This is a genomic window from Bradyrhizobium sp. 138 (genome assembly GCF_023074075.1).
In the GTDB taxonomy this organism is placed as follows: Bacteria; Pseudomonadota; Alphaproteobacteria; order Rhizobiales; family Xanthobacteraceae; genus Bradyrhizobium.
Window position 1 is genome coordinate 68181 of the sequence record NZ_JADPKT010000087.1, and the last position, 24130, is coordinate 92310.

The 24130-nt window shown below is 64.8% G+C and carries 24 protein-coding genes and 1 pseudogene; 10 read left to right on the plus strand and 15 right to left on the minus strand.

Going from position 1 to position 24130, the window contains the following annotated elements:
• The first annotated feature begins 2 nt into the window (after positions 1 to 2).
• Positions 3 to 665 (plus strand): SRPBCC family protein, encoded by a 663-nt coding sequence (locus tag IVA79_RS30470; protein WP_247560087.1) that lies wholly within the window; start codon positions 3 to 5, stop codon positions 663 to 665.
• Between the two features lie 7 nt (positions 666 to 672).
• Here the strand turns inward: IVA79_RS30470 and IVA79_RS30475 are convergent.
• The 10 genes and pseudogenes from IVA79_RS30475 to IVA79_RS30520 form a co-directional block, all read right to left on the minus strand.
• Positions 673 to 957 (minus strand): annotated as a pseudogene (locus IVA79_RS30475) (RsiV family protein); the annotation flags it as partial.
• A gap of 139 nt (positions 958 to 1096) precedes the next feature.
• Positions 1097 to 1393, minus strand: coding sequence for a nucleotidyltransferase domain-containing protein (locus IVA79_RS30480; protein ID WP_247560089.1), 297 nt, complete (start codon positions 1391 to 1393; stop codon positions 1097 to 1099).
• Positions 1394 to 1429: 36 nt separating this feature from the next.
• On the minus strand, positions 1430 to 3586 hold the full coding sequence (scpA, locus tag IVA79_RS30485; protein ID WP_247560092.1) for a methylmalonyl-CoA mutase: 2157 nt from the start codon (positions 3584 to 3586) through the stop codon (positions 1430 to 1432).
• A 15-nt stretch (positions 3587 to 3601) separates the two neighbouring features.
• Positions 3602 to 4066, minus strand: coding sequence for a GFA family protein (locus tag IVA79_RS30490; RefSeq protein ID WP_247560094.1), 465 nt, complete (start codon positions 4064 to 4066; stop codon positions 3602 to 3604).
• Positions 4063 to 5934 (minus strand): methylmalonyl-CoA mutase family protein, encoded by a 1872-nt coding sequence (locus tag IVA79_RS30495; RefSeq protein WP_247560096.1) that lies wholly within the window; start codon positions 5932 to 5934, stop codon positions 4063 to 4065. Before IVA79_RS30495 ends, IVA79_RS30490 begins: the two co-directional genes overlap by 4 nt.
• An 80-nt stretch (positions 5935 to 6014) precedes the next feature.
• Positions 6015 to 6506, minus strand: coding sequence for a 2-amino-4-hydroxy-6-hydroxymethyldihydropteridine diphosphokinase (folK, locus tag IVA79_RS30500; RefSeq protein WP_247560098.1), 492 nt, complete (start codon positions 6504 to 6506; stop codon positions 6015 to 6017).
• A gap of 1 nt (position 6507) precedes the next feature.
• A complete protein-coding gene (gene folB, locus IVA79_RS30505; RefSeq protein ID WP_247560100.1) occupies positions 6508 to 6876 on the minus strand; it encodes a dihydroneopterin aldolase in 369 nt (122 codons plus the stop codon).
• A complete protein-coding gene (folP, locus tag IVA79_RS30510) occupies positions 6873 to 7733 on the minus strand; it encodes a dihydropteroate synthase (RefSeq protein WP_247560103.1) in 861 nt (286 codons plus the stop codon). Before folP ends, folB begins: the two co-directional genes overlap by 4 nt.
• 121 nt (positions 7734 to 7854) lie before the next feature.
• Positions 7855 to 8262: a DUF4332 domain-containing protein gene (locus tag IVA79_RS30515; RefSeq protein WP_128917137.1), complete on the minus strand. Its 408-nt coding sequence runs from the start codon at positions 8260 to 8262 to the stop codon at positions 7855 to 7857.
• 26 nt (positions 8263 to 8288) lie between these two features.
• On the minus strand, positions 8289 to 8654 hold the full coding sequence (locus IVA79_RS30520; protein ID WP_247560105.1) for a DUF2267 domain-containing protein: 366 nt from the start codon (positions 8652 to 8654) through the stop codon (positions 8289 to 8291).
• 346 nt (positions 8655 to 9000) lie between these two features.
• Between IVA79_RS30520 and IVA79_RS30525 the strand changes: the two genes are divergently transcribed.
• The 3 genes from IVA79_RS30525 to IVA79_RS30535 all read left to right on the plus strand — a co-directional run bounded on the left by IVA79_RS30525 (position 9001) and on the right by IVA79_RS30535 (position 13474).
• Positions 9001 to 10623 (plus strand): helicase HerA-like domain-containing protein, encoded by a 1623-nt coding sequence (locus IVA79_RS30525; protein ID WP_247560107.1) that lies wholly within the window; start codon positions 9001 to 9003, stop codon positions 10621 to 10623.
• Between the two features lie 93 nt (positions 10624 to 10716).
• Positions 10717 to 12054 (plus strand): glycosyltransferase family 87 protein, encoded by a 1338-nt coding sequence (locus IVA79_RS30530; protein ID WP_247560109.1) that lies wholly within the window; start codon positions 10717 to 10719, stop codon positions 12052 to 12054.
• A gap of 25 nt (positions 12055 to 12079) precedes the next feature.
• Complete coding sequence (locus IVA79_RS30535) at positions 12080 to 13474, plus strand: M20/M25/M40 family metallo-hydrolase (protein ID WP_247560111.1); 1395 nt, start codon at positions 12080 to 12082, stop codon at positions 13472 to 13474.
• A 335-nt stretch (positions 13475 to 13809) separates the two neighbouring features.
• On the opposite strand, the gene IVA79_RS30540 is transcribed toward IVA79_RS30535, so the two are convergent.
• A complete protein-coding gene (locus tag IVA79_RS30540) occupies positions 13810 to 14589 on the minus strand; it encodes a class II aldolase/adducin family protein (protein ID WP_247560113.1) in 780 nt (259 codons plus the stop codon).
• 163 nt (positions 14590 to 14752) lie between these two features.
• Positions 14753 to 16402, minus strand: a complete 1650-nt coding sequence (locus IVA79_RS30545; RefSeq protein WP_247560115.1) for a glycosyltransferase family 39 protein — start codon at positions 16400 to 16402, stop codon at positions 14753 to 14755.
• A 310-nt stretch (positions 16403 to 16712) separates the two neighbouring features.
• On the opposite strand from IVA79_RS30545, the gene IVA79_RS30550 reads away from it, so the two are divergent.
• Together IVA79_RS30550 and IVA79_RS30555 are read left to right on the plus strand one after the other, a co-directional pair.
• Entirely contained in the window at positions 16713 to 17600 is an 888-nt protein-coding gene (locus IVA79_RS30550) for a DUF308 domain-containing protein (protein WP_247560118.1), read from the plus strand.
• Between the two features lie 97 nt (positions 17601 to 17697).
• Complete coding sequence (locus IVA79_RS30555; protein WP_247560120.1) at positions 17698 to 18117, plus strand: MucR family transcriptional regulator; 420 nt, start codon at positions 17698 to 17700, stop codon at positions 18115 to 18117.
• Positions 18118 to 18243: 126 nt separating this feature from the next.
• On the opposite strand, the gene IVA79_RS30560 is transcribed toward IVA79_RS30555, so the two are convergent.
• Both IVA79_RS30560 and IVA79_RS30565 read right to left on the minus strand, forming a co-directional pair.
• A complete protein-coding gene (locus IVA79_RS30560; protein ID WP_247560123.1) occupies positions 18244 to 18672 on the minus strand; it encodes a SufE family protein in 429 nt (142 codons plus the stop codon).
• A gap of 68 nt (positions 18673 to 18740) precedes the next feature.
• Positions 18741 to 19184, minus strand: coding sequence for a DUF5330 domain-containing protein (locus tag IVA79_RS30565; protein ID WP_247560125.1), 444 nt, complete (start codon positions 19182 to 19184; stop codon positions 18741 to 18743).
• Positions 19185 to 19591: 407 nt separating this feature from the next.
• Here IVA79_RS30565 and IVA79_RS30570 point away from each other — a divergent pair, with 407 nt between their 5' ends.
• From IVA79_RS30570 to IVA79_RS30580, 3 genes are read left to right on the plus strand one after another with little or no spacing between them, the layout of a single operon-like run.
• Positions 19592 to 21445: a PAS domain-containing sensor histidine kinase gene (locus IVA79_RS30570; RefSeq protein ID WP_247560127.1), complete on the plus strand. Its 1854-nt coding sequence runs from the start codon at positions 19592 to 19594 to the stop codon at positions 21443 to 21445.
• Positions 21438 to 22142, plus strand: a complete 705-nt coding sequence (locus tag IVA79_RS30575; protein WP_247560129.1) for a peptidoglycan-binding domain-containing protein — start codon at positions 21438 to 21440, stop codon at positions 22140 to 22142. The genes IVA79_RS30570 and IVA79_RS30575 overlap by 8 nt, the downstream gene beginning before the upstream one ends.
• Positions 22143 to 22199: 57 nt before the next feature.
• Positions 22200 to 22544 (plus strand): DUF1491 family protein, encoded by a 345-nt coding sequence (locus tag IVA79_RS30580; RefSeq protein WP_247560132.1) that lies wholly within the window; start codon positions 22200 to 22202, stop codon positions 22542 to 22544.
• A 152-nt stretch (positions 22545 to 22696) separates the two neighbouring features.
• Here IVA79_RS30580 and IVA79_RS30585 read toward each other — a convergent pair whose 3' ends face one another.
• Positions 22697 to 23674, minus strand: coding sequence for a DUF2336 domain-containing protein (locus tag IVA79_RS30585; RefSeq protein ID WP_247560134.1), 978 nt, complete (start codon positions 23672 to 23674; stop codon positions 22697 to 22699).
• Positions 23675 to 23928: 254 nt separating this feature from the next.
• Between IVA79_RS30585 and IVA79_RS30590 the strand changes: the two genes are divergently transcribed.
• Positions 23929 to 24117: a hypothetical protein gene (locus IVA79_RS30590; RefSeq protein ID WP_212067156.1), complete on the plus strand. Its 189-nt coding sequence runs from the start codon at positions 23929 to 23931 to the stop codon at positions 24115 to 24117.
• Positions 24118 to 24130: the final 13 nt, after the last annotated feature.

Below are 24130 nucleotides of genomic sequence, written 5' to 3' on the forward strand. Positions count from 1 at the left end.
CCATGACGTCGGGCGCTCTTGTCAATGGCGACATTCTAGTCGGCTTTGCAGCATCGCTGCAAGGTAGCGCTACCAACGAGATCGACATGCTGTGTGAAAACTGCATGCCCATCGGAGGGGCCATCGGAAATCGGGTGGGTTTTGCCGGCACGCGCCGTCAATCTGAGCGCGTAAGGAAAACCAAAGGCAAGCCCCCGATGACCCAAGCCTATTACAGCGCGGTGCTGGACCGCCCGCTAGACGAAGTCTGGTCGCTGATCCGCGATTTCAACAATTATCCCGCCTATATCGACGGCGTGAGCGAGAGCGTGATCGAAGACGACAGGCGCGGCGATGAAGTCGGCGCCATCAGACGCTTCTGCTATCTCGGAAACTGGATCCGCCAGCGCCTGGTCGATCACTCGGACCAACAGCATAGCCTGACCTATGCCGGTCTCGAAGCGCTGCCCTATCCGCAAGATGACGGAAGCCCAAAGCCAGCGCCGGCGCACTATCAAGGCACCATGCATCTGCGCCCGATCACCGAGGGCGACCGCACTCTCATCGAATGGTCGGTCGCGCTCGCTACCGAACCTGCGGACGCCGATCGCTGGCAGGCCCTGTTTGCGTCCTGGATTCCCGGTTGGGCGGATTCGCTGGCGCGGACGCTGGCTCGGGCCAGTTAGCGATCGCTCACGGCTCGTCCGCATCGCCCTTGGGCCGCGCGCCGCCGAAGATGCGCGTGCCTTCCGCGGTCAGGTAAGGCTTCAGCGTCTCCCACGGCACGAAGGCGACGTACCCGCCCTCGGCGTAGGGACCGACGGCGTAGGGCGGGTAATGGAAGGTGAGGCCGGAGCTCTTGCCGGCTTCAGTTGAAGGCGCGAGCGTCACCGCGCCGATCTTCAAGAGGCTCGGCTTCAACTCCTTGAACCATTCGTCGGTCGCGGTCTCGCTGGCGCCGCGCTTCTTCTTCTCGGCGGTCGACCTCGAGCAACCGCTCGACCGCAAGACGCATGAAGACGTCCTGGGCGAAGGTCTCTGAGCAGCCACGGCCCGCCTGATTTTGTCCGTCGCATCCAGGATATGGCCAATGCGGTCGGCAAAAGTCGGGGGCACGTCAGAACACTTCGAGAATGTCGTCTGCGATCCGCTCCGCGAAGCGGGGAGAAAGGGAGCGGCGAACAGTTGCCTGCGCTTGCAAGCCCGTCGCATCCTCGATGATGTGCTCGACATCGATCAAGTTGAGCAGCGAAAAAGAGGTGTCCGGCTCGATCTCGACGATGACGTCGATGTCGCTGTCAGGCCGATAATCGTCGCGGGCGCGTGAGCCGAAAATGGCAAGCTTCGATACGCCTTTGCCTTTGATGGCATCGGCATTCTTGCGTATGGCAGCGATGATTTCGTCACGCGTCATGGACACACCTGGCCAGTCGTGCGGCCAGTCTATCAGCTACTCCGCCGCCTCGCTATGCCCCAGCCGCGCGTTCAGCTTGCGGATCAGCTCCTCCGCCGCATCCGCGATCACGGTGCCCGGCGGGAAGATCGCTTCCGCGCCGGCAGCATAGAGCGCGTCGTAATCCTGCGGCGGCACCACGCCGCCGACGATGATCATGATGTCGTCGCGGCCCTGCTTCTTCAGCGCGGCCTTCAGCTCCGGCACGGCGGTGAGGTGGGCCGCGGCGAGCGAGGAGACGCCGAGAATGTGGACGTCGTTCTCGACCGCCTGGCGGGCGGCCTCGTCGGCGGTCGCAAACAGCGGGCCGATGTCGACGTCGAAGCCGATATCGGCAAAGGCCGATGCAATCACCTTCTGGCCGCGGTCGTGCCCGTCTTGGCCGATTTTTGCGACCAGGATGCGCGGGCGACGGCCTTCGGCCTCTTCGAAGGCGTCGATCAGCGCCTGAACCTTCTCGACCTGATTGCCCATGCTGGACGCCTCCCGCTTGTAGACGCCGGTGATGGATTTGATCTCCGCACGGTGCCGGCCGAACACCTTCTCCATCGCGTCCGAGATTTCTCCGACGGTCGCCTTCGCCCGCGCCGCGTCGATGGCGAGCGCCAGCAGATTGCCGTTGCCTTCGCCGGCCGAGCGCGTCAGCGCGGCCAGCGCGGCGTCGACGTCCTTCTGGTTGCGCTCGGATTTCAGCCGCGTCAGCTTGTCGACCTGCAAGCGGCGGACATTGGTGTTGTCGACCTTCAGGATCTCGATTTTGTCCTCGTCGGTCGGCTTGTACTTGTTGACGCCGATCACCGCCTGCTTGCCGGCATCGATGCGGGCCTGCGTCTTGGCCGAGGCCTCCTCGATGCGCAGCTTCGGCAGGCCGGCCTCGATCGCCTTGGCCATGCCGCCGAGCTCCTCGACCTCCTGGATGTGGGCCCAGGCCTTCGCCGCGAGGTCGCGCGTCAGCCGCTCGACATAATACGAGCCGCCCCAGGGGTCGATGATTCGGGTGGTGCCGCTCTCCTGCTGCAGGAAGAGCTGGGTGTTGCGGGCGATGCGCGCCGAGAAGTCGGTCGGCAACGCCAGCGCTTCGTCGAGCGCGTTGGTGTGCAGCGACTGGGTGTGGCCTTGCGTCGCCGCCATAGCCTCCACCGTCGTGCGCATCACATTGTTGAAGACATCCTGCGCGGTCAGCGACCAGCCCGAGGTTTGGCTATGCGTGCGCAGCGAGAGCGAGCGCGGGTCTTTCGGATTGAAGGGCTTGAGCAGCTTGGCCCAGAGCAGGCGGGCGGCGCGCAGCTTGGCGACTTCCATGAAGAAGTTCGTGCCGATCGCCCAGAAGAACGACAGGCGGGGCGCGAAGCGGTCGACGTCGAGGCCGGCGGCAAGGCCGGCGCGCAGATATTCGACGCCGTCGGCGAGCGTATAGGCGAGCTCGAGGTCCTGCGTCGCGCCGGCCTCCTGCATGTGATAGCCGGAGATCGAGATCGAATTGTACTTCGGCATCTTTTGCGAGGTGTAAGCGAAGATGTCCGAGATGATGCGCATCGACGGCGCGGGCGGATAGATATAGGTGTTGCGCACCATGAACTCTTTCAGAATGTCGTTCTGAATCGTCCCTGAGAGCTTCTCCGGCGGCACGCCCTGTTCCTCGGCGGCGGCGACGTAGAGCGCGAGGATCGGCAGCACCGCGCCGTTCATGGTCATGGACACGCTCATCTGGTCGAGCGGAATCCCCGCGAACAGCGTGCGCATGTCGTAGATGGAATCGATGGCAACGCCGGCCATGCCGACGTCGCCGCCGACGCGGGGATGATCAGAGTCATAGCCGCGATGGGTGGCGAGATCGAAGGCGACCGAGAGGCCCTTCTGCCCGGCCGCGAGGTTGCGGCGGTAGAACGCGTTGGAATCTTCCGCCGTGGAGAAGCCGGCATATTGCCTGACGGTCCAGGGCTGGTTGACATACATGGTCGGGTAGGGGCCGCGCAGATAGGGCGCGATGCCCGGGTAGGTCTCGAGGAAATCGAGCCCGGCCAGATCGGCCTCGCCATAAGCGGGCTTCACCAAAATGCCCTCGGGCGTCAGCCACGGCTCGGCGCTGCCTGATGGTGCGGCGGTGGTTGCCCTCTCGAAGGCGACATTGGCGAAATCAGGAATGCGGCTCATGGCTTCAACCATATCCTAATCATGGTCCGGATGCTGATGGCTGACGATGGTCGCCATCTTCTCCGGCCCGTAATTCTGCTGCGTGGTCTGGCTCGGCAGGTTGGCGATTCCGACCACCCAGCCGAGGCGGGATTCGGTGCCGAACTGCCGCGTCGGCACGATCTGGTCGGGACGGTCGAACGCGCCGGTCATGATCTCGATCCGGTCGCCGTCGATGCGGCCAAAGCTCAGCGGCGTGCCGCAGGCGGCGCAAAAGCCGCGCTCGGCGATGGTGGAGGAACGGAAGAACGACGGCTGTCCCTTGGTCCAGGCAAAATCGGTCTTGTTGATGTCGGCAAAGGAGGCGAAGGGCGCGCCTGCCGCCTTCTGGCACATGCGGCAGTGGCAGATCGAGATACGGGTGGGCGCAGTCATCACGCCAAAGCGCACTGCGCCGCATTGGCAGCCGCCGGTGAGAATGGGTTTAGAGGTGTCGGTCATGCCTGCTCCATCCGTCGATAGGCGTCTTGCAGTGTCGCAAGCGCATCGCCGCCGGCGAAGACGAAACCGGTGACTCCGGCTGCGCGCAGCGCCGCCTCGGCATCGGTCGGGCGGCCTGCCAGATAGATATGTCTGCTGCCTGCCGTTTGCAGGGCCCGGGCGGTAGGTTCCGCCTGATCGGCATAGACCTTGTCGCTGGAACAGAGGCACGCGAGCTCGGCGCCGGAGGCCTTGAAGGCGTCGACCAGCTTGGCCGGATCAGCAAAGCCCTCGCTGCCCGTGGCCTCGATGCCGCCGGCCTCGAAGAAGCTTTTGGCAAAGGTCGCACGCGCCGTGAAATCGGCGGGCGTGCCGAGATTGGCCAAAAACACTTTTGGCCGCGCACCGCGCGACTTGACCGCCGCATCGGACTTGTCGCGCAGCGCCTCGAACGGTTGCGCAAGCCGGATCGGCGGCAGCGCATCGAACTTGTATTTCTGCTCGCCATACGGTGCCAGCGCGACCGGCGTCGCCTTGAGAACCTTCGTTTCGCTCTCATGCAGGTTCGGAAACTCGCTGGCGCCGGTCAGCACGTCGCGGCGTTTTGCAATGTTGGCGTCACGCGCTTTTCGCGCGGCCGCGACCTTGCTCTGAAACAGGCCTTGCTGAAGCGCGGCGAAGGCGCCGCCGGCCTTTTCGCTCTCCTGGAACAGAGCCCAGGCGGCCTCGCAAAGCTGCGCGGTCAGCGTCTCGATGCCGCCGCTGCCTGCCGCGGGATCGCTGACCTTGGCGAGATTGCTCTCTTCCAACAGCAGGAGCTGCGTGTTGCGCGCCACGCGCCGCGCGAACGGATCGGGCAGCCCGAGCGCCAGCGTGTGCGGCAGCACGGTGATCGCGTTGGCGCCGGCGAGCCCGGCGGCAAACGTCGCGATGGTCGCCCGCAGCATGTTCACGTAAGGGTCGCGCTGCGTCAGCATGCGCCAGGCGGTGTCGGCGGCGATGAACAGCGGTTTTGGCGTCAGCCCGCAGGCCGTCTCGATGCGTGCCCACAACAGCCGCAGCGCGCGGAATTTCGCCATGGTCAGGAACTGGTCGGCATCCGCGGCGAGCCGCGCATAGACCATGCCTTGCGCCTGGTCGAGCGGAACGCCGGCGCCTTCGATCGCGCGCAAATAAGCGACGCCACAGGCGAGCACGAAGGCAAGCTCCTGCACCTCCGAGCCGCCGGCATCGTGGATCACGCGTCCGTCGGCAGAGGCGAACGGTCCCCTGAAGCCAAGCCCTGCGAGGCCCTTGATGGCGCCGGCGAGGGCCGGAATAATTTCCTCCCAAGTATAGGGGCTATGACCCCACACCGCGCCGGCCGCGAGCGGATCGAGCCCGAAGCGGATGTCGCAGGCGGCGGGGTCGAGACCTTGGCTCTTCACATATTCCGCGACATGGATCGCGGCCATCCGCGACTGCGGCCCGATCTGGAGTTCGAGGCCAATGCTGGCATCGAGATGAATGTCCTTCAAGACTCTTGCGACTGCATCGGCCGAAGGTTCCAGGCCGAAACCATGGGCGCCGCTGCCGCCGGCGAACACCAGCGCGAGCCCGGTCGCGCCGTTCTCGAGGTCGGTCAGCGCTTGCGCATTCGCGAGCGCCGCATCGGGATGGTCGATCCGCTGGATGATCTGCCAGGGCGCGGCCGCCGGCCGTCCCGCCACGGGCGCAACGCCTTTGGCGCGCGGATAGAGCGGTTCGATCTTCAGGCCGTCATAGGTCTTGCCGACCAGCTTTTCGAACGGCGCGCCCTTCAGCACGCCGTCGACCAGCTTGCGCCAGTCTTCGACGGTCGCTTGGGGAAAATCCGCCGCCAGTGGCAGGTCGTCAGTCACGGAGGTCATGCGGCGAGGGGCTCCCGAAATCGTGTTATTCGCAGGCGAAATTGCCACGGCGGACCGTCCCTGCAAACGGTTGTTTTTGGTTAGCCGGTATCCGGAAGCCGCTCAATGCCTTGCGTCGAGACGCTGGCAAGCCCGTCACGCACACGAATGCCTGAGATGACGCGGTCGGGCGCGATCTCAGCCAGCGGCACCAGCACGAAGGCGCGCTCGAACAGGCGCGGATGCGGCAGGGTCAGATCGGGCTTCTGCAAGGAGACATCGTCATAGGCGATCATGTCGAGATCGAGCGTGCGCGGTCCCCAGCGCCGTTCCTTGTCACGCGTACGGCCGAATTTCTGCTCGACTTTCTGCAGCACGAACAAGAGCGCGTGCGGATCGAGGCCGGTCTCGATCTCGATGCAGGCATTGATGAAGGGATTTTGGTTCTCGTCGCCCCAGGGTGGGGTCGTGTAATCCGACGAGCGCGCGATCAATGTGGCTTGCGCCATGCCGCAGATATGGGCGATCGCCTTGGCGAACGTCGCGCGGACATCGCCGACATTGCCGCCGAGCGCGATCAGCACGCTCGCCATGTCAGGGATTCCGCGAGCGCGTCAGCATGATGCCGACATCATCGAAGATCGCGGCGATCGGCGCATGCGGCTTGTGCACCGTGATCTTCACGGCGCGGACGCGCGGGAAGGTCGACAGGATGGCGTCGGCCACAGCGCCGGCGGCGCGCTCGAGCAGCTTGTAATTGGTGTTCTTGAACGCCGCCGTCGTGGTCGCGACGACGTCGGCATAGGACACCGTATCGGCGAGCCGGTCGCTGCGCGAGGGCTCCGACAGGTCGGTATAGAGTTCGAGATCGATGACGAAGCGCTGGCCGACCTCGGTCTCGTGGTCCATCACGCCGTGGCGGGCGTGGATCGACAGGCCGGTGACGAAGATCGTATCGGTCATTGCTTGCCCTCGATTGCGTTCGCGACCCGCAAGGCCTGCAAGGTCTCGGCGACGTCATGGGTCCGAATGATTTTTGCGCCGCGCTGCACGGCGATCAGATGCGCGGCGATCGAGCCGGCGAGCCGCCCTGATGGCTCCGACGGCGACACCGAGGCGATGAAGCGTTTTCGCGAGGCACCAACGAGGATCGGCAGGCCGAACATCTCGAATTCGCGCAAGCGCGCCAGCGCGGTCATGCTCTGCTCGGCGGTCTTGCCGAAGCCAATGCCGGGATCGAGCACGATCTTGTCGCGCGCGATGCCGGCTTTTGTGGCGATATCCAGCGAACGCAGGAAGAACGTCTTCATGTCCGTGATGATGTCGATGGCGGGATCGGCATCGTCGCGGTTGTGCATGACGATGACGGGGACGCCTCTTGCGGCCACTAGCGGCGCCATCCCGGCGTCGCGTTGCAGGCCCCAGACGTCGTTGGCGATCGCCGCGCCCTGATCGAGCGCGAAGGCCGCCACTTCGGCCTTCATGCTGTCGATCGAGACTGGCACGCCGAGTGCAACCACGCCCGCCAGCACCGGCTTCAACCGGGCGAGCTCGTCCTCCGCCGTGACTGCCTTTGCGCCCTTGTAGGGACGGGTGGACTCGGCGCCGATATCGATGATGTCGACGCCATCCGCGATCATCGCCCGCGCCCGCGCGAGCGCCTGCTCGGGCGCGATGAACTTGCCGCCATCGGAGAAGGAGTCCGGGGTGATGTTGAGCACGCCCATCACCGCCGGGACAGGCCGTTCCAGCAGGATCCGCAGCGCATCTGGCCCGGCCGAGCCGGCCGGCGGGACGGATGGGGAGGGCGAGGCATTCATGGCGCCCGCTTTGCGCGGTCGGGAAGGGGGAGTCAAGCGGGGAGGGAGCCTTCGTGCCCCGGACGCAGCGCAGCGCTAAGGGGCGTTGCAGCGCGTCCGGCACATGACGCCGAACGCGGAGCTAATACGTAATCTTCGGCTGCAGCTTCTTCGCCTTGGCGATGATGTCGCCGACCGACTTCTCGGAAGGCAGGATGCGGAGCAGCTTCTTCTTCTCGTTGGCGTCGCGCATGCTCTGGGTGAGTCTTGCCGGATTCCGATAGGCGAGCTCGCGCACGGTGGTGACGCCGGCGGCGCGGACCAGACCGACCTTGGCGCGGCCCATGCCGGGGATACGCATGTAGTCGGAGACGTTGGCCCATTCCAGCAGCAGCTGCTCACTGATGCCGGTCTTGGCGGAAAGCGCCTTGCGGCCCTTCACCGTGCCGGCCGCCTCGAGCAGCGCATCGGTGGTGCGGATGCCCTGCGCCTTCAACTTGTTGGCGGCAAAGACCGACAGGCCCTCAATCTCGGAGATCGGATATGTCATGATACTCGATATGAAATGCCAAAGCTTCAGGCGAACTGGCTGAGGCCCGGCGTCCCCGCAACGATCTTGCCCATCTGATCTGCTCCGATTTTGTCTCGGCCGAAGCGGAAAAGTTCACGGGCGACGTCCTGAATCTCGGACATGCCAAGTCCGAGGCCCATCAGGCGCGTGCCGACGGCCATCAAGCCGCCGCCCATCAGCCGCGACAGTCCGCCGCCGCTCCTGGATGCCTCGATCGCGGCTTCCGCTCCGGGTATATGATCGATCAGGGCCTGCACGCTGTCGGGAGGACCCTCACTGCGGAGGAAGCCCAGGATGATGCCGACGGTCTTTTCAGCGACAGCACCATCTATGCTGGCGTTTGTCGCCAGCCGCCCGATCAGCTCGTCCATAAGGCCCGCCCCTCAGCCGGTTTGCTTGCCGGAATATTGCTTTCGAAAATGATCTTGAGCCGGTGTGATGTGAAATACAAGCGATGAACGCAGCCGTCGTCGCGATTCATCTTCGAACGCGCGAAGAGTGTTGCAGCGATGCAAGAGCCGAGATGGAATCGACGAAAAATTGCCGCGTTGCGAACGCCTCGTTCCTACTTTCGGCTGAGGTCGTCCACCTATCCGACAATGTCGCATCTCCGGCGCGTAGAATGGTTTCAATCGACGCGCGACTTGCGTTAAACTCAAGGAACTGTCGCCTTTGAGTTTCAATACGCGAAACCCGGCAGAAAGATCAGAGAGAATAATGACCGCACAGAACAGCAAGCTCGGCGATACCGACGACAAGATATTCGTCGGCAAGGGAGACGAGCAGGCATGGCTGACGCTGGCGCTCGCCAATCGCCATGGTCTCGTCACCGGCGCAACCGGAACCGGCAAGACGGTGACGCTGCAAGTCATGGCGGAAGGATTTGCCCGTGCCGGCGTTCCGGTCTTCGCGGCTGACGTCAAGGGCGACCTCTCCGGCGTCTCTCAGATCGGGGAAGCCAAGGACTTCATCCTCAAGCGCGCCACTGAAATGGGGCTGAATTTCCAGCCCGACCAGTTTTCGACGGTGTTCTGGGATGTATTCGGCGAGCAGGGCCACCCGGTGCGCGCCACCGTCACGGAAATGGGGCCGCTTCTGCTCGCGCGCATGCTCGACCTGAACGATGTGCAGGAAGGCGTGCTGAACGTCGCCTTCCGCGTCGCCGATGACGCCGGCCTCACCCTCATCGACATGAAGGATCTGCGTGCGCTGCTCGACGCCATCGTGCCGGACGCCGGCAAGAAGGGCGCGGATGTCGAAGAGAGCCCGCTGGCCGACGTCAAGAAGGCCGCGCAGGGGTTTGGCAACGTCACCAAAGCCACCGTCGGCACCATCCAGCGCCAGCTCCTGGTGCTGGAGAACCAGGGCGGCACCAAATTCTTCGGCGAGCCGGCGCTGACGCTGAAGGACTTCATGAAGACCGACCGCGACGGCCGCGGCATGGTCAACATCCTGGTCGCCGACAAGCTGCTCCAGAACCCCAGGCTTTACGCGACATTCCTGCTGTGGATGTTGTCGGAGCTGTTCGAGGAGCTGCCCGAGGCCGGCGATCTGCCGAAGCCGAAGCTCGTGTTCTTCTTCGACGAGGCGCATCTGTTGTTCAACGACGCGCCCAAGGCGCTGTTGGACAAGATCGAGCAAGTGGTCCGTCTGATCCGCTCCAAGGGGGTCGGCGTCTACTTCGTGACGCAAAACCCGGTCGATGTGCCCGACCGCGTGCTCGGACAGCTCGGTAACCGGGTGCAGCACGCGCTGCGCGCCTTCACCCCGCGCGACCAGAAGGCGGTCGCCGCCGCGGCCCAGACTTTCCGGCCCAACCCGAAGCTCGACACCGCCAAGGTGATCATGGAGCTCGGCAAGGGCGAGGCGCTGGTATCCTTCCTCGAGGGCAACGGCACGCCGGCGATGGTGGAGCGGGTGATGATCCGGCCGCCATCGGCCCGCATCGGACCGATCACGCCGGATGAGCGCAAGGCGATCATGGCGGCAAGCCCGGTGAAGGGCAAATACGACACCGCCGTCGATGCCGAATCCGCCTACGAGATGATCCAGAAGCGCATTGCCGGCACGGCGGCGACAGCCGAAGGCTCCGCGGGCGGAAGCGGCGGCGGCATTTTCGGCCAGATCGGCTCGATCGTCGGCACTGTATTCGGCACCAACGTCAAGCGTGGCCGTCTGTCGACGGGCCAGGTCATAGCGCGCGACGTGACGCGATCGGTCACCAACCAGGTGATCGGCGGGATGGCTGCCAATATCGGCAAATCGCTCGGCGGCCAGCTCGGCGGCTCGATCGGCCGCACGCTGATCCGCGGCGCGCTCGGCGGATTGCTGCGGCGGTAGCTGGAGGTCACCACCTCTACAATTTCAGGTGAGGGGCTCTCCAAGCCTGCGCCGGTCTGCTACGTCCTGTTCGCCGCCGCACAGGACCACTCCGTGACCCCGCCCGCCCTGTTAGCCAAGCCTGACGCGCCCAGACGCCTGTCGCTGCGCGCGCCGCTGGACCTGCTGTTTCTGCTGTGCTGCATCCTGCTGACCGCTGACGTGCTCGTCCCCGAGATTTTCGGCCGCGGCAAGACCAAGGATTACCTGCTGTGGTACTGGGCCGGGCAGCGGGTGTTGCAAGGCGAGCCGTTCTATCCCGCCACGGCCATCGAGTATTTCGACTACATCTACCCACCGCTGCCGGCGATCCTGCTGGCGATCCCAAGCTGGCTCGGCAAGATCCCGCTCTACCTCGTCCTGTCGATCCTGAATGCGATGGCGTGGTGGTATACCGGGACGTTCTCCCAGGTGATGGCCGGCTCGGACCGCAAACCAGGTCCCTGGCTGGAAGCGCTGCCTGTTGTCGTGACCGTGCCCTTCGTGTTCGACATGTTCGACCTCGGTCAGCCGAACCTCGTCCTGCTCGCGATGATGCTCTACGGCTTCTGGAGCTTGCGGCATCAGCGGTCATGGCTCGCCGGCTTCATGTTCGCGCTCGCCACCGCCATCAAGGTGTTTCCGATTGCGGTGCTGCCCTATCTGATCTGGCGGCGCAAATGGGAGGCCGTCATCGCTACGGTCGCCTTCACCGGCATCCTTCTCTATGTCGTGCCGGCGCCGATCCGCGGCTTCGAGCGCAACGCGGCCGAGCTCGCGCTCTGGTATCACGGCATGGTCGGAACCAACTCGGAAAAGGGCTTTGGCCAGCGCGACGAGCAGAACTGGTCATGGGTCAACCAGTCGCTGATCGCCGTCACGCACCGCCTGGTCCGCCCGGTCAACTACAATCAGGATAGCCCCAACAAGCCGGCACGCACGATGAATATCATCGACGTCGACTACAGGACGGCAAACTGGATCGTGCTGGTGTTGTGCGCATTGCTCGGGCTCGGCTTCATCGCGATCATGCCTTCGCAAGCGCGGCGAACGGCGCGCTCGGATGCCGAGGAGCTCGGCATCCTGCTCTGCCTGATCACGGTGGCCTCGCCCCTGGCGCGGCAATACTACTTCATGTGGCTGTTCTTCCCGATGACGGTGTTGATGCATCGCGCCGCCTTCGACGTGCGAGCCAAGGTGCGCCTCGGAACCTGGCTCGCCCTCGGCGCTGCCGGCATTCTCATGCTGCTGGCGCTGCCGTGGTTTCCCAATGCCTTTCAGGCCTGGGGTAACAACCTCGCTGCGACCGCCGTTCTTGCGGGTGCGCTCGCATGGCACATCCGCCATCCGCCGGTTGCGGCTGGCTCCCAGCCTGCGACGGCGCTAAAACCCAGGCATCTTGAAATGCCGTAGAGACTCAAACGTCAGGAATCCGACCATGGCCAATGCGCAGCTTCAATCCGTGCTCGATCACATCGACAAGGATTTCGACAACAGCCTGGAGCGCCTGTTCGCGCTGCTCCGGATCAAGTCGATCTCCGCGGATCCGGCCTTTGCCGGCGATTGCAAGGCGGCGGCGGAGCATCTTGCCAAGGACATCGCCACTCTCGGTGTAGCGACCGAGGTGAGGCCGACCGCCGGCCATCCCGCCATCGTCGGCAAGACCGGGGCCGGCGGACGGCCGCATGTGATCTTCTACGGGCACTATGACGTGCAGCCGGTCGATCCGCTCGATCTGTGGCACCGTCCGCCGTTCGAGCCGATGGTCACGGATCATGCCGATGGCCGCAAGATCATCGTCGCGCGCGGTGCCGAGGACGACAAGGGCCAGGTGATGACCTTCGTCGAAGCCTGTCGCGCCTGGAAGAAAGTGACGGGCTCGCTGCCGATCGACGTCACCTTCCTGATCGAAGGCGAGGAGGAGGTCGGCTCGAAGAACTTCGTGCCCTTCATCGAGGCCAACAAGGACGAGTTCAAAGCCGACTACGTGCTGGTCTGCGACACCGGCATGTGGGACCGCAACACGCCGGCGATCACCACCTCGCTGCGGGGCCTGCTCTATGAGGAGCTGAAGATCACCGCCGCCAACCGCGACCTGCATTCCGGCGTGTTCGGCGGCAGCGCGATGAACCCGATCCGGGTGCTGACGAAAATTCTGGGCGGCCTGTTCGATGACGACAATCGCATCACCATTCCCGGCTTCTATGACGGGGTGAAGGATCTGCCGCCCGACATCCTCGAGCAATGGAAGAAGCTCAACCTGACGCCGGAGATGTTTTTGAAGCCGATCGGGCTATCGATCCCCGCCGGCGAGAAGGGGCGCCTCCTGATCGAGCAGGCCTCGTCGCGCCCGACCTGCGACGTCAACGGCATCTGGGGCGGCTATATCGGCGAGGGCTCCAAGACGGTGATCCCCTCGCATGCCTCGGCAAAGGTCTCGTTCCGCCTGGTCGAAGGGCAGGACCCGCAAAAGATCCGCAAGGCCTTCCGGGATTACGTCACGGCACGGCTGCCGGGCGACTGCAAGGTCGAATTCGGCGACCATTCCGCCGCGCCCGCAGTCGCGCTCGACTGGAACATGAAGCCGCTCGCCGCCGCCAGCAAGGCGCTGACGGAGGAGTGGGGCAAGGAGACCGTGCTGATGGGCTCCGGCGCCTCGATCCCGATCGTCGCCGACTTCAAACGCACGCTCGGCCTCGACTCGCTGCTGGTCGGCTTCGGCCTCGACGACGACAACATCCACTCGCCGAACGAGAAATACGATCTCCGGAGCTTCCAGAAGGGCATCCGCTCCTGGGCAAGGATTCTCGCGGCGCTGGCGGAGGTGAAGTAGGCCGAGCTGCCGTAGGGTGGACAAAGGCGCAAAGCGCCGTGCCCACCATCTCTCAATGATCGCAAAAGAACGTGGGCACGCTCCGCTTTGCCCACCCTACGAGACCTTCATATTCGGGTGCCGTAGGGTGGATTAGCAGGCGGCTGCGCGAAGCGCAGTCCGCTTGCGTAATCCAGCAACGTCGTCCCGCATTCTCGGGAAGCATGGTGGATTACGCTTCGCTAATCCACCCTACGAAGCTCACCAAATAAAAACGCCGCCCGGGATTGGGCGGCGTTTCATTCCAAAAGGCGTAGAGGTTCGTTGGCGCTACTCTACACCAGATCCCGAAAATTTCAAGACCGATAGCCCGGCAGCTCGCGGTCGAGCTTGCGCAGCAGCGGCGGCCACACGAGGTTGGTGGCGCGCAGCTCAGCGCGATCGCGGTTGGCGAGCAGCTCGGTGTTCTTCTCGATCGCAATCTCCTCGACCGGATAGACCGGCGTGCCGAGCGCGCGCGTGCGCACCTGCATCGAGCAGGCGCGCTCGAGGTGATACATGCGCTCGAAGGCGGAGGCGACCGAGCGGCCTAGCGTCAGCGTGCCGTGGTTGCGCAGCAGCATGTGGTTGTGGTCGCCGAGATCCTTCTGCAGCCGCGGCCGCTCGTCGTGGTCGAGGGCGATGCCTTCATAGTCGTGATAGGCGAGGTCGTGGGTGACGAGCTGGGCGGTCTGGTTCAGCGGCAACAGGCCTTCTGCGCTGCTCGACACCGCGGTGCCGTCGAGCGTGTGGAGATGCAGCACGCAGATCGCGTCCTCGCGCACCTCATGGATCGCCGAATGGATGGTGAAGCCCGCCGGGTTGATGGTGTATTCACTCTCGGAGAGCTGGTTGCCGTGCAAATCGACCTTGACGAGGCTGGAGGCCGTGATCTCGTCGAACATCAGCCCGTATGGGTTGATCAGAAAGTGATGCTCGGGGCCGGGCACGCGCGCGGAGATGTGGGTGTCGACCAGATCGTCCCAGCCGTACAGCGCGACCAGGCGATAGCAGGCGGCGAGATTGACCCGTTGCTGCCACTCGGCCTCCGTCATATCAGACGGCACTTCTTTCAGGCGCGCTTCCGCTGGCGACATGGCTGATCTCTCCGAACATCGTTGTTGCGGAGAGGGAGCCTAGTCTTGGGTGAGGCTGGCGGCAAGGCGCCAAAGGCGCGCGGCAGTTCAGCGTAGCCCGCATGCTTGTCCGCCGTAGCCCGAAGAGCGAAGGCGGAAGCGTTACGGCGACCGGAGAAAGTTATTACGGCGCCGGGATCGACAGCAGGCTGGAAATGCTGCGGCCGCGGATGTCGTAGACGCGGGCGAACACCACGTCGTCGCGCTTGATCTCGACCATCACGGGCGCGGTGAGGCCCTTGCAGTAGAACTCGCCGAGCGTCATGGCGAAATCGGCTGCGTTGGAATCCCAGCCGATGGTGAAGTCGGGACCGAGCGCGACCTGCGCGGGGCGCTGCGGACCGCAGACCGCGACCTTCCATTTGCGATTGGTCGGCGGCACCTCCTGGCGCTCGATGATCTGCTCGCGTAATTCGTCCGAAGCCTGCTTCAGCGCGAGACCCCAATAGTCCAGCATGAAGCGGTCGTCGGCGCCGCGCACGGTGCCGGCGATGTGGTTGAAATGAGTGTATTGATAGGGATGCAGCCGGATCATCTCGGCAAGCGACAGCGCGAGGCCGAAGCAGAACGTGGCGAGCACGACCGGCTGCCAGGTGCGGTGATTGGCGCGCAGGCGCTCCATGGCGAAGGCGAAAGCGACGCCGCCGAGCACGGCCATCGGCGGAATCACGAACACGAAATGGCGGATGCCGTTGTACAGCGCCGGCCGCTTCACCATCGCGATCGCGAGCGGCAGGGTCGCAGCCAGCGTCAGCATCAGCAGGATGGTCTTGCGCCGCGCCGGAACCTCGCGTCGCGGCAGCATGGCGAAGGTGCTGACCACGGCGCCGGCCGTCAGCACCAGCATCACCTCGGGCAGCTGCAGCGCGAACAGCGTCGGCAGATAGGACCAGGGCATGTCCGGCACCGACACGATCGCGCCGTCGAACATCTCCTTCCACGGCTTCTCGAAGAAGTGCGAGAAGTAGGTCAGCGCCTCGAAGGGATTGCCGGGCTCCATGATCGACCACGGCCAGATCAGCCCCATCACGAGATAGCCGAACGCGAGGCCGGGCAGCAGCACATAGAGGACATGGGCGAAGCGGCGGACCGACTCGCGCAGGCCCTCGCTGCGCAGTTCCTCCAGGAACAGCGGGATGAAGCCGAGTACGGCGTAGACCAGCGCGAGCCCGCCGAGAACGCGGCAGCCGAGCGAGAGGCCGGCACCCAGGCCGACGATGAGGATCGTGCGCGGCGACGGCTGCGGATATTCTTCGACGAGCCGGACGAGGCCGAGCATCAGGATGATCATGGCCACCGCGAAGGGCGCATCCTTCGGATTCATGAACATGTGGCCGTAGAAGATCGGGCACAGCGCGAGCAGCAGGAGTGAGGCAAGGCCAGCAAGGGGGCCGCCGATGCGGCGGCCGAGCCGCCAGGTCACCGCAAGTCCGATCACGCCGACGATGGCGCCGACCAGACGCCGCGTCTCGAATAATTCGAGCGGAATGATCTTGTGCAGGAGGGCCGCGACCATGTCGAAGCCGCCGCCATACATATAGAGGTTGGCGAAGGAGAGCGCCGCGGTGTCCTTGAAGCCGGAACCGAACATGCGCAGCAGGAGGTCGGCATATTCGGCGTGGGTGTAATCGTCCCAGCCGAGGCCGTAATCGCGGAAGGTCAAGCCTGCAATGACGGCGACCGCAGCCAGCACCAGCATGGCGAGATCGTCGCAAGTCCGTTCGACCGAGCGCCGTTGAGGCGTGTCGATCGCCGAAGTCGTGATGGATGTCATGGCTATCGGTGCCCCGGAATCCCCTCTTGGCCCTGCTGGCTCGCGCGGGCCTCAACCCCGGACTCCCTATAGCGCAGTTCCATTACCAAGTAATTGGGCATTATGGCTAAATTCCTGATGCGACGCAGCAATTCCGGATAATGAGCAGTAGCCAAGCAGTAGCGAGCCCTAGCTGAAGGGAATGTGAATAAGTCCCTGATTTCCTTCCCATTAGGAACGTTGCCTGCAATTCGCCGTTGGCGTGGAACATCGTATGACGGTATCGTGGCGTGACGGGTCGCGTGTGGATGTGCGGCCGGGGGTGAGTTCGATGACCTTGGCATTGTTGATCGCGGGGATTTTCGCCGTCGTGGCGGGCCTCCTGTCGATCCTGTTTGGCTTCTCCGTCAGGGAGTTCAGTCTCGGCAGCCCTCTCATAATCTCGGGCACGATCGCAGTCTGCTCCGGAATGTTACTGGCCGGCCTCTATGCCGTGGTCGCGGAACTGAAGGGCATCGCTCGCCGGCTGGCCGGTGCGCCGTCCGAGGTTCGGGTCAGGCCCGTGCTGCCGGGTCTTGCCGTGCCCGGGCCGGGCCTTGCCGTGCCCGGCGCCGCTGCGCCCGAGCCGATGCCCGCCTCGGCCGCAAGGAGCGAACCGGCGCCGCCACCGCCACCACCGGCCGGAGGCCCGCCGCCGTGGCAGAGCGAAGCTGCCGCGCGCGAGCGTCCGCGTGTCGAGGTGCCGCCGGAGCCGGAAGCTCCGACGCCGCCCGCGGCCCCGGAAGCGCCGCGCCGGCGCAACCTGTTGTTCGCCTCGACTTCGCGCAAGGAGCGCGAACGCTTGGAGGCGAAGGCCACCGAGGGCGCGCCGCCGCAGCTACCTGCGGAGCCCAGTGAGGCCCTGGATAGTCCGCCTGCAAGCTTTGACGATGCCTGGCCGAAGCCGGAGCGCATGCGTCCGCCGGAGCCTCCGGCCGCCTTGCGCCGCCCGCCGCCGCGCTCGCCCTCGACCTTTGCGGAGGCCGCTCCGCCGCCTGCACCCGAGCCGACGCCGCCGCCTGTCGAGCAGCCGCCCGTGACCGTGCTCAAATCCGGCATCGTCGACGGCATGGCCTATTCGCTCTATTCCGACGGCTCGATCGAAGCGCAGATGCCGGAGGGCATGATGCGCTTTGCCTCGATCGACGAGTTGCGCGCCCATCTCGACCAGCGCGGCTGAGGCGGCTGCGCCCAAGTGAAGGCCGAACGTATTGTTGACACGGAATAGTTCGGCGTCGTCTATCCCGTGAGGCGCAAGGTGGAGAGAGGGCGGGCCCATGTCGGATGCCGGGGCTAAGAATTTCATCGAGCTGACGGCGAGCATCGTGTCGGCCTATCTCAGCAACAATCCGACGCCGTCTGCGGATATTCCGAATCTCATAAGCCAGGTGCATGGCGCCCTGGTGCGGGTGTCGTCGGGCCGCACCGAGACCGCGCCGCTCGAGCCGGCCAAGCCGGCGGTCTCGCTGAAAAGGTCGATCGCGCCGGATTATCTGGTCTGTCTGGAAGACGGCAAGCGGTTCAAGTCGCTGAAGCGCCATCTGCGCACGCAGTACAACATGACGCCGGAGCAATACCGCGAGAAATGGGGCCTGCCGGCCGACTATCCCATGGTCGCGCCGAACTATGCGGTGGCGCGCTCGCAATTGGCCAAGCAGATGGGTCTCGGACAGCAGCAGCGCAAGAAGGGGAAGTAGCGCCGGGCACCGTTCTCGTAGGTGGGTTAGCGCAGCGTAACCCACCACTTCTGCTTCTGCGGATAGGAAAACGGCGGGTTACGGCTTCGCCTAACCCACCCTACGAAAGCTGCCTACGAAGCTTCCTCACGACGCTTCCGCCAGCGCCTCTTTCGCGTCGGTCTTGATGCGCTCGACCATCGAGCGCAGGCCGTTGGAGCGCTGCGGCGTCAGATGATCGCGAAAGCCGAACTCGTTGAACACAGCGATCGCGTCGGTACCGAGGATTTCTTGCGGCGTGCGGCCCGAATAGAGCGACAGCACGATCGCGACCAGCCCGCGCACGATATGCGCGTCGCTGTCGCCGCGATATTTCAGGATCGGTACGCCATTGCCGCGGTCGACCAGCTTCTGCAGCCAGACCTGGCTGACGCAGCCCTGCACCTTGTTGGCGGCGGAGTGTTCCGCCTCCGGCATCGGTTCCAGGGTGCGGCCAAGCTCGATGACGTACCGGTAGCGGTCGTCCCACTCGTCCAGGAGCTCGAAATTGTCCCTGATTTCGTCGATCGTCGTCATCTTGGCCCGTGTTCCCGCTTCCCACCAATATAGGGATGCGAGAAGCCGAAATCGATAGGGTTTCCGCGCTAATTCGCCGGCTGCGGGCCGCGCCATTCCAGTGCGAGGTCGTCCTGGCTCAGCGTGTCCCGTGGCGCTTCGCTCGAGGCAGCATCGCCTTCGCCGGCCATCGCGATCGAGCCGGTATGGTCGGGCGCCTTCTTGTCGTTCTTGTCGTTCTTCTCGTTCTTGTCGTTGGAGATCTGCTCTTTCTTGTCGTTGATGATCTGGTAGATCTTGCGCGCGCCGTCCTGGGCGCGCTGGCCGATGATGGTCGCGGCCTGTCCGCCGACCTCGCAGGCCGCCGGCTGGCGTTTACAGAATTGGGTCATGTCGGAGACGGCCGCAGTCGCAGCCTGCACCGCATCGGCGGCGCCGATCTGCGGCAGCTTTTCCGAGTCCGGTGTCTTGTCCCTGGGCAGGAGCACCAGCACCAGCCCGAGCCAGAATGTGATGCGAAGCAGAAAGCGCATCTTGCGACCTGTACGTTCGATCCCGCCCGCGGCGATCTCCGCGGACGTCGGACCTAGCAACTCTCGATAAATCGCAAGTGATTGCCTTGAGCTTAATTCGCGGAAAATTTACGCAAAATTCTTCGCGATCGAGGATGTCGTAAATTTTCGATTGACGCCGGCGCCCGTGATTCTGCTGGCAGGCGCATCCACCAATTCGAAACCATGCGCGGCAAGGTGAAACCCTGTGTTCACCATCCTCACTGAAGACGTCGCCAAATCATCTAAAAAGCCCCGCGATGTTCCGGCGTCCGGCCGCATGCCGCGGCGCCTTAGCACTCGTTTAAGGTCGCTCTGACACGGTGGCTCAACGACAAGGAGGCGTTCCGGCGCGTCTTCTCAGACGATTGAGCCGAAGCGCGAGACCCGTGACAGTTTTGAGTATCATCCGCGATTGTCTCGATGCGCTGCTGCATCCCTCCGCGCGTTACGATGCGCTGATGCGAGCGCGCCATCGTGCCTTCATGGCGCCGCGGCTGCTCGGCAGTCTGGCGGCCTTTGCCGCATTCCCGGTCTATCTCGCCATGCGTGGGGCGCCGAGCGCGATCGAGGTCGCCGCTTTCGCATGGCTGATCGCGCCCATCCTGCTGTCCTGGTTCCTGTCGCGCACCGGCCGCTTTGAGGGCGCGCATGTGCTGTCGTCGCTGGCGCTCGCCGGCCTGATCATAGCGGTTGCGGGCACCACGGGCGGCATCGAATCATTCGCCGCGGTCTGGCTGGTCGTGGTTCCCCTCGAAGCCGCGCTGTCGGCCTCGCGCCGCGTCACCGTCTTCGCGTCATTGCTCGCGCTGTCCTGTGCGGGCATCCTGATCCTCCTCAGTCAGCTTGGCTGGCTGCCGTCAGCAGACACCAGCGCCGCGGAACGCGGCGTGCTGATGGCGTTCGGCGTCGCCTCGGCGACGCTCTATGCCGCGGGCCTCGCCTTCGGCGCGGAATCGCTCGCGCGCACCGGCGTCGCGCTGCTGTCGCGCGAGGAGGAACGTTATCGCCTGCTCGCGCGCAATATGAGCGACGTCGTCTCGCGGCATCAGCGCAACGGCGCGGTGCAGTTCATCTCGCCTGCGGCGGAGGCCATGCTCGGCGTATCAGTGACGCAACTGCTCGGTCATGGCCTGTTCGACCGCGTCCATGTCGCCGATCGCCCGGCCTATCTCACCGCGCTGTCCGATGCTGCGCGCGGTGATGTATGCAGCGTCGAGTTCCGGTTGCGGCGTGAGCCGGATGGTTCGGAGCGCGGTCAGATCGATTTTCTCTGGGTCGAGATGCGCTGCCGCCCTCTCGACCACGATATGGGCCAGAATCCTCATAGTGACGTCCCGCGCGAGGCCGAAGTCGTCGCGGTGATGCGCGACGTCACCGGCCACAAGCTGTCCGAGCAGGCGCTGGATCAGGCGCGCAGCGCCGCTGAAGCGGCCGACGCCGCCAAGACGCGCTTCCTCGCCACCATGAGCCACGAGCTGCGGACGCCGCTGAACGCCATCATCGGTTTCTCCGAGATGATCGCGCAGGAGCAGACCTTGATGCTGGGTGCAGCCCAGCGCAAGGAATATGCCCAGCTCATCAACGATTCCGGCCAGCATCTCTTGTCGGTCGTCAACGGCATCCTGGACATGTCGAAGATGGAGTCGGGCAATTTCGAGATCGCGTCCGAGCCGTTCGCGCCGCGCGCCTCGCTGTTGCATTGCTGCAACCTGCTGGCGCTGAAAGCGCGGGAGAACGGCATCGACCTCGTCACCGACGCGCCGCAGGACCTGCCGGTCATGACCGGCGATCCCAGGGCCTTCAAGCAGATCGTGCTCAATCTCGTCGCCAACGCCATCAAGTTCACCGAGCGCGGCGGCCAGGTTTCCGTTTCCGCTGCGGTGACCGGATCGCAGCTGACGCTGCGCGTCAGCGACACCGGCGTCGGCATCGCGCCCGACGATCTCAAGCGCATCGGCGCGCCGTTCTTCCAGGCGGGCAAGACCTATCAGCGCCGGCACGAAGGCACCGGGCTCGGACTTTCGATCGTGAAGAACCTCATAGCGTTGCATCTCGGTGAATTGACGGTACAAAGCGGCTTGGGGGAGGGCACCACCGTCACCGTCAAGCTGCCGCTCGTCTACACGCCGCCGCAAACCAAGCCGGCCGAGAGCAAGATAGCGACGCTGACGCCGGTGCTGCGCCAAGAGTCTCATGACCAAACTCAGGACCAACCCGCTTTGGTGAAGAAAAGTGCCTAAGAAGTCTGCCAAGGACGAATCCGCACCCCGCCGCCGTGGCGCCAAAGCCGCGGTTGTCGATATCGAGACCGAGCGCAATCTCGTGATGCGCGTGCTGCTGCACAGCCCCAAGGACACGCTGGCCGGCCTCGTCGCCGTCGCCGCGATCGGTGCGATCGTTGCCAATGCGCTGTTCCTCCAGACTGGCCGGCATCCTGCGCCGATGTTCGGCACGGTGATCAATCTTCCCGCGCCGTCCTCCGCGTCGCTGTCGAATCCCTTGCCGCGTCCGCGGCCCGTCGGCGCCGATACATCGCCGCTCGAGCCGCGCGCGACGGAATTCCGCGCCGAGCCCAAACCCGCCGAGCGTGCCGCCGAGAAGGCGCCCGAAAAACCCATCGAGGCGACCGCCTCGACGCGCGCGAACGATCCGATGACCAATCTGGTCAAGGCGACAACCTCGACGCCGCCGTCCGCTATGCGTCCGCCGGCCCCGATTCCTGCGCCGCAGAGCCCGGCCGCACGGCGCATCGCTGGCGTGCAGCGCGCGCTGTCCGAATTTGGCTACGGCAATTTGAAGATTACGGGCACGATGAGCGGCGAGACTCAGTCGGCGATCCAGAAGTTCGAGCGCGAGCACAAGATGCAGGTCACCGGCCAGCTGTCCGATCGGCTGCTGCGCGAGCTCGGTGCGGCGATCGGCCATCCCGTCGAATAATTTCCACGCGCGCGCGACGGCTGGCGCTGACTGCGCCACTGGCCTATCGTTCGACTCATGCGTTTGAAATCCAACATATGGGTCGCCGCTTATCTGCGCCGGTGCCAGACCGAGGGCGTGTTCGGCGCGGTGCGCCGTCGCGGTGCCGAGGAGGCGGGCGCGGTGTTCGTAAAGGTGTCGCTGCTCGACGGCAATGCGATGCTCTACGTGCCGGCGCCGCAGACCTCTTACGACGATGGCCGCCCGGTCGATCGCTTTTTCGTGCCGGTCGCGCCGCAACCCTTGCCGGAGCATACCATCGAGGAACGGCTGACCAGAGAAATCCGCTTCGATCCGGACGCCTGGATCGTCGAGACCGAAGACCGCGCCGGGCGGCATTTTCTGGAACTGGCGAAGACGTAACTGCTGCCTCCACCGTCATTGCGAGCGCAGCGAAGCAATCCAGAATCTGTCCGCGGAGGGACTCTGGATTGCTTCGTCGCAAGAGCTCCTCGCAATGACGAACTCGGAGAGATGCTGCGCGCTCTACGCTCAGCGTCAGCGCGCGAGCAGGATCAACGCTCCGAAGATCCGTCGGTACCGGTGCGGCGCGGTGGCATCGCGCCAGGCTGCACGCCTGGCCGCGTCTGGCTCGCGCCTGCGCGGGCGCGCTGGCGTTCGCCGTCGTGCAGCGACGACTGGTACTTTGCGCGGGTGACGGCGAGCGTCGAGCCGCGCCAGGCCGCCAGCATCACCAGCGCCGAGCGGTCGCTGAGGCGATCGTAGAGCCGCGACAGCCGGTACACCTCGTTCACGGAATTGCCGATCTCCGGCTTGAAGAACAGCAGGATGCGCTGGAAGTTCGGGCTCGGCATGTCGAGCGCGCGCGCGACAACCGCGAGCGCTTCGCCGCCGGCATCATCGACGATCTGCGCCGCGACGCGCGAGGGCAGGATCAGGCTGTCGCCGAGCTCCAGGGTGAAGTTCTCGAAATCGCCCGCGATCGCCGCCATCTCCAGGATCTGTATCGCGCGCTTGGCGCGCACGGTCGGAATCCGGAGCGCGGCCTTCAGCGGGGTCTGCGCCAGATTGTGCAGGATCAGCGCGCGCTCGGATGCGCTGGCGCGGAAGAACATGTCGTGGATCTCGGCGGCGTCCTTCGGCTGCATCGCCATGTTCGAGGCCATGCGCAGCTCGGCATCCGAGGGCGTGCGGACCGGCGCGGGTGCGGGTGCCGGAGTGGGAATCTCGCGGGCGAGCGGAACCCTGCGGCCTTCCTGTGCTGCCACCAGCCCGAGCTTCTGCAGCACCGGGATCGGTGTCTGCGGATAGATCGCGAGCTTGGCCTTGATGGCCGCGCGCGTCGCATCGTCGACCTGCTCGATCAGCCGGGTTGCAAGCTCGGTAAACTGACGCTGCTCGTCGTCGCTGTGGATGCGCGTCTGGACGTAAAGGTCGGTCAGCACGCGCAACAGCGTCGGCCGAACATCGACGCCTTCGCGACGGGAGAGGGACATCAGCCCGTCGAATCCGGGAAACAGCGACTTGGTCATGGAGAGATACGCGACCTGGAAGAGATACTCGCCGCCAGCCTACGGCAGGCTCCTTTAAAGGCTCGTTAAGGAAAACGAGGCGTGAAGCCGAACGCTCGTCTTGTAGCGATCTCGTGCCGCAGCGGGACGCCGCGGCCCGGTCCGTGCGGATACGGTCCGAACGCCGTGTTTACACCCCGTTAACCATGAACTGATCTTAATGAATGCATGTTGCAAGGGCGCGTCCGGTCGCGCGGCAATTGAAGAGAGCTGACATGGGGACCATCATTGAATTTCCGGCCGGTCGCCGGGTGGGCTCGTCGGGGGATGTCGCTCCGCGCGCGGACATGGGAACGATCCTGATCCTTCCCGTCATCCGTATCGAGCGCGAGGCAGATGAAACCAGCGGCGATCGCGGGCCCGAGCAGGGCACAGCGCCGGGGCGCCGTCGCCGCCGTCGCTGACATCCGGCTTCGT

Coding starts and splice junctions, on each gene's coding strand:
- IVA79_RS30470 (WP_247560087.1), top strand. CDS start 3: ATGACGTCGGGCGCTCTTGTCAATGGCGACATTCTAGTCGGCTTTGCA.
- IVA79_RS30480 (WP_247560089.1), bottom strand. CDS start 1,393: ATGACGCGTGACGAAATCATCGCTGCCATACGCAAGAATGCCGATGCC.
- scpA (WP_247560092.1), bottom strand. CDS start 3,586: ATGAGCCGCATTCCTGATTTCGCCAATGTCGCCTTCGAGAGGGCAACC.
- IVA79_RS30490 (WP_247560094.1), bottom strand. CDS start 4,066: ATGACCGACACCTCTAAACCCATTCTCACCGGCGGCTGCCAATGCGGC.
- IVA79_RS30495 (WP_247560096.1), bottom strand. CDS start 5,934: ATGACCTCCGTGACTGACGACCTGCCACTGGCGGCGGATTTTCCCCAA.
- folK (WP_247560098.1), bottom strand. CDS start 6,506: ATGGCGAGCGTGCTGATCGCGCTCGGCGGCAATGTCGGCGATGTCCGC.
- folB (WP_247560100.1), bottom strand. CDS start 6,876: ATGACCGATACGATCTTCGTCACCGGCCTGTCGATCCACGCCCGCCAC.
- folP (WP_247560103.1), bottom strand. CDS start 7,733: ATGAATGCCTCGCCCTCCCCATCCGTCCCGCCGGCCGGCTCGGCCGGG.
- IVA79_RS30515 (WP_128917137.1), bottom strand. CDS start 8,262: ATGACATATCCGATCTCCGAGATTGAGGGCCTGTCGGTCTTTGCCGCC.
- IVA79_RS30520 (WP_247560105.1), bottom strand. CDS start 8,654: ATGGACGAGCTGATCGGGCGGCTGGCGACAAACGCCAGCATAGATGGT.
- IVA79_RS30525 (WP_247560107.1), top strand. CDS start 9,001: ATGACCGCACAGAACAGCAAGCTCGGCGATACCGACGACAAGATATTC.
- IVA79_RS30535 (WP_247560111.1), top strand. CDS start 12,080: ATGGCCAATGCGCAGCTTCAATCCGTGCTCGATCACATCGACAAGGAT.
- IVA79_RS30540 (WP_247560113.1), bottom strand. CDS start 14,589: ATGTCGCCAGCGGAAGCGCGCCTGAAAGAAGTGCCGTCTGATATGACG.
- IVA79_RS30545 (WP_247560115.1), bottom strand. CDS start 16,402: ATGACATCCATCACGACTTCGGCGATCGACACGCCTCAACGGCGCTCG.
- IVA79_RS30550 (WP_247560118.1), top strand. CDS start 16,713: ATGACCTTGGCATTGTTGATCGCGGGGATTTTCGCCGTCGTGGCGGGC.
- IVA79_RS30555 (WP_247560120.1), top strand. CDS start 17,698: ATGTCGGATGCCGGGGCTAAGAATTTCATCGAGCTGACGGCGAGCATC.
- IVA79_RS30560 (WP_247560123.1), bottom strand. CDS start 18,672: ATGACGACGATCGACGAAATCAGGGACAATTTCGAGCTCCTGGACGAG.
- IVA79_RS30565 (WP_247560125.1), bottom strand. CDS start 19,184: ATGCGCTTTCTGCTTCGCATCACATTCTGGCTCGGGCTGGTGCTGGTG.
- IVA79_RS30580 (WP_247560132.1), top strand. CDS start 22,200: ATGCGTTTGAAATCCAACATATGGGTCGCCGCTTATCTGCGCCGGTGC.
- IVA79_RS30585 (WP_247560134.1), bottom strand. CDS start 23,674: ATGACCAAGTCGCTGTTTCCCGGATTCGACGGGCTGATGTCCCTCTCC.
- IVA79_RS30590 (WP_212067156.1), top strand. CDS start 23,929: ATGGGGACCATCATTGAATTTCCGGCCGGTCGCCGGGTGGGCTCGTCG.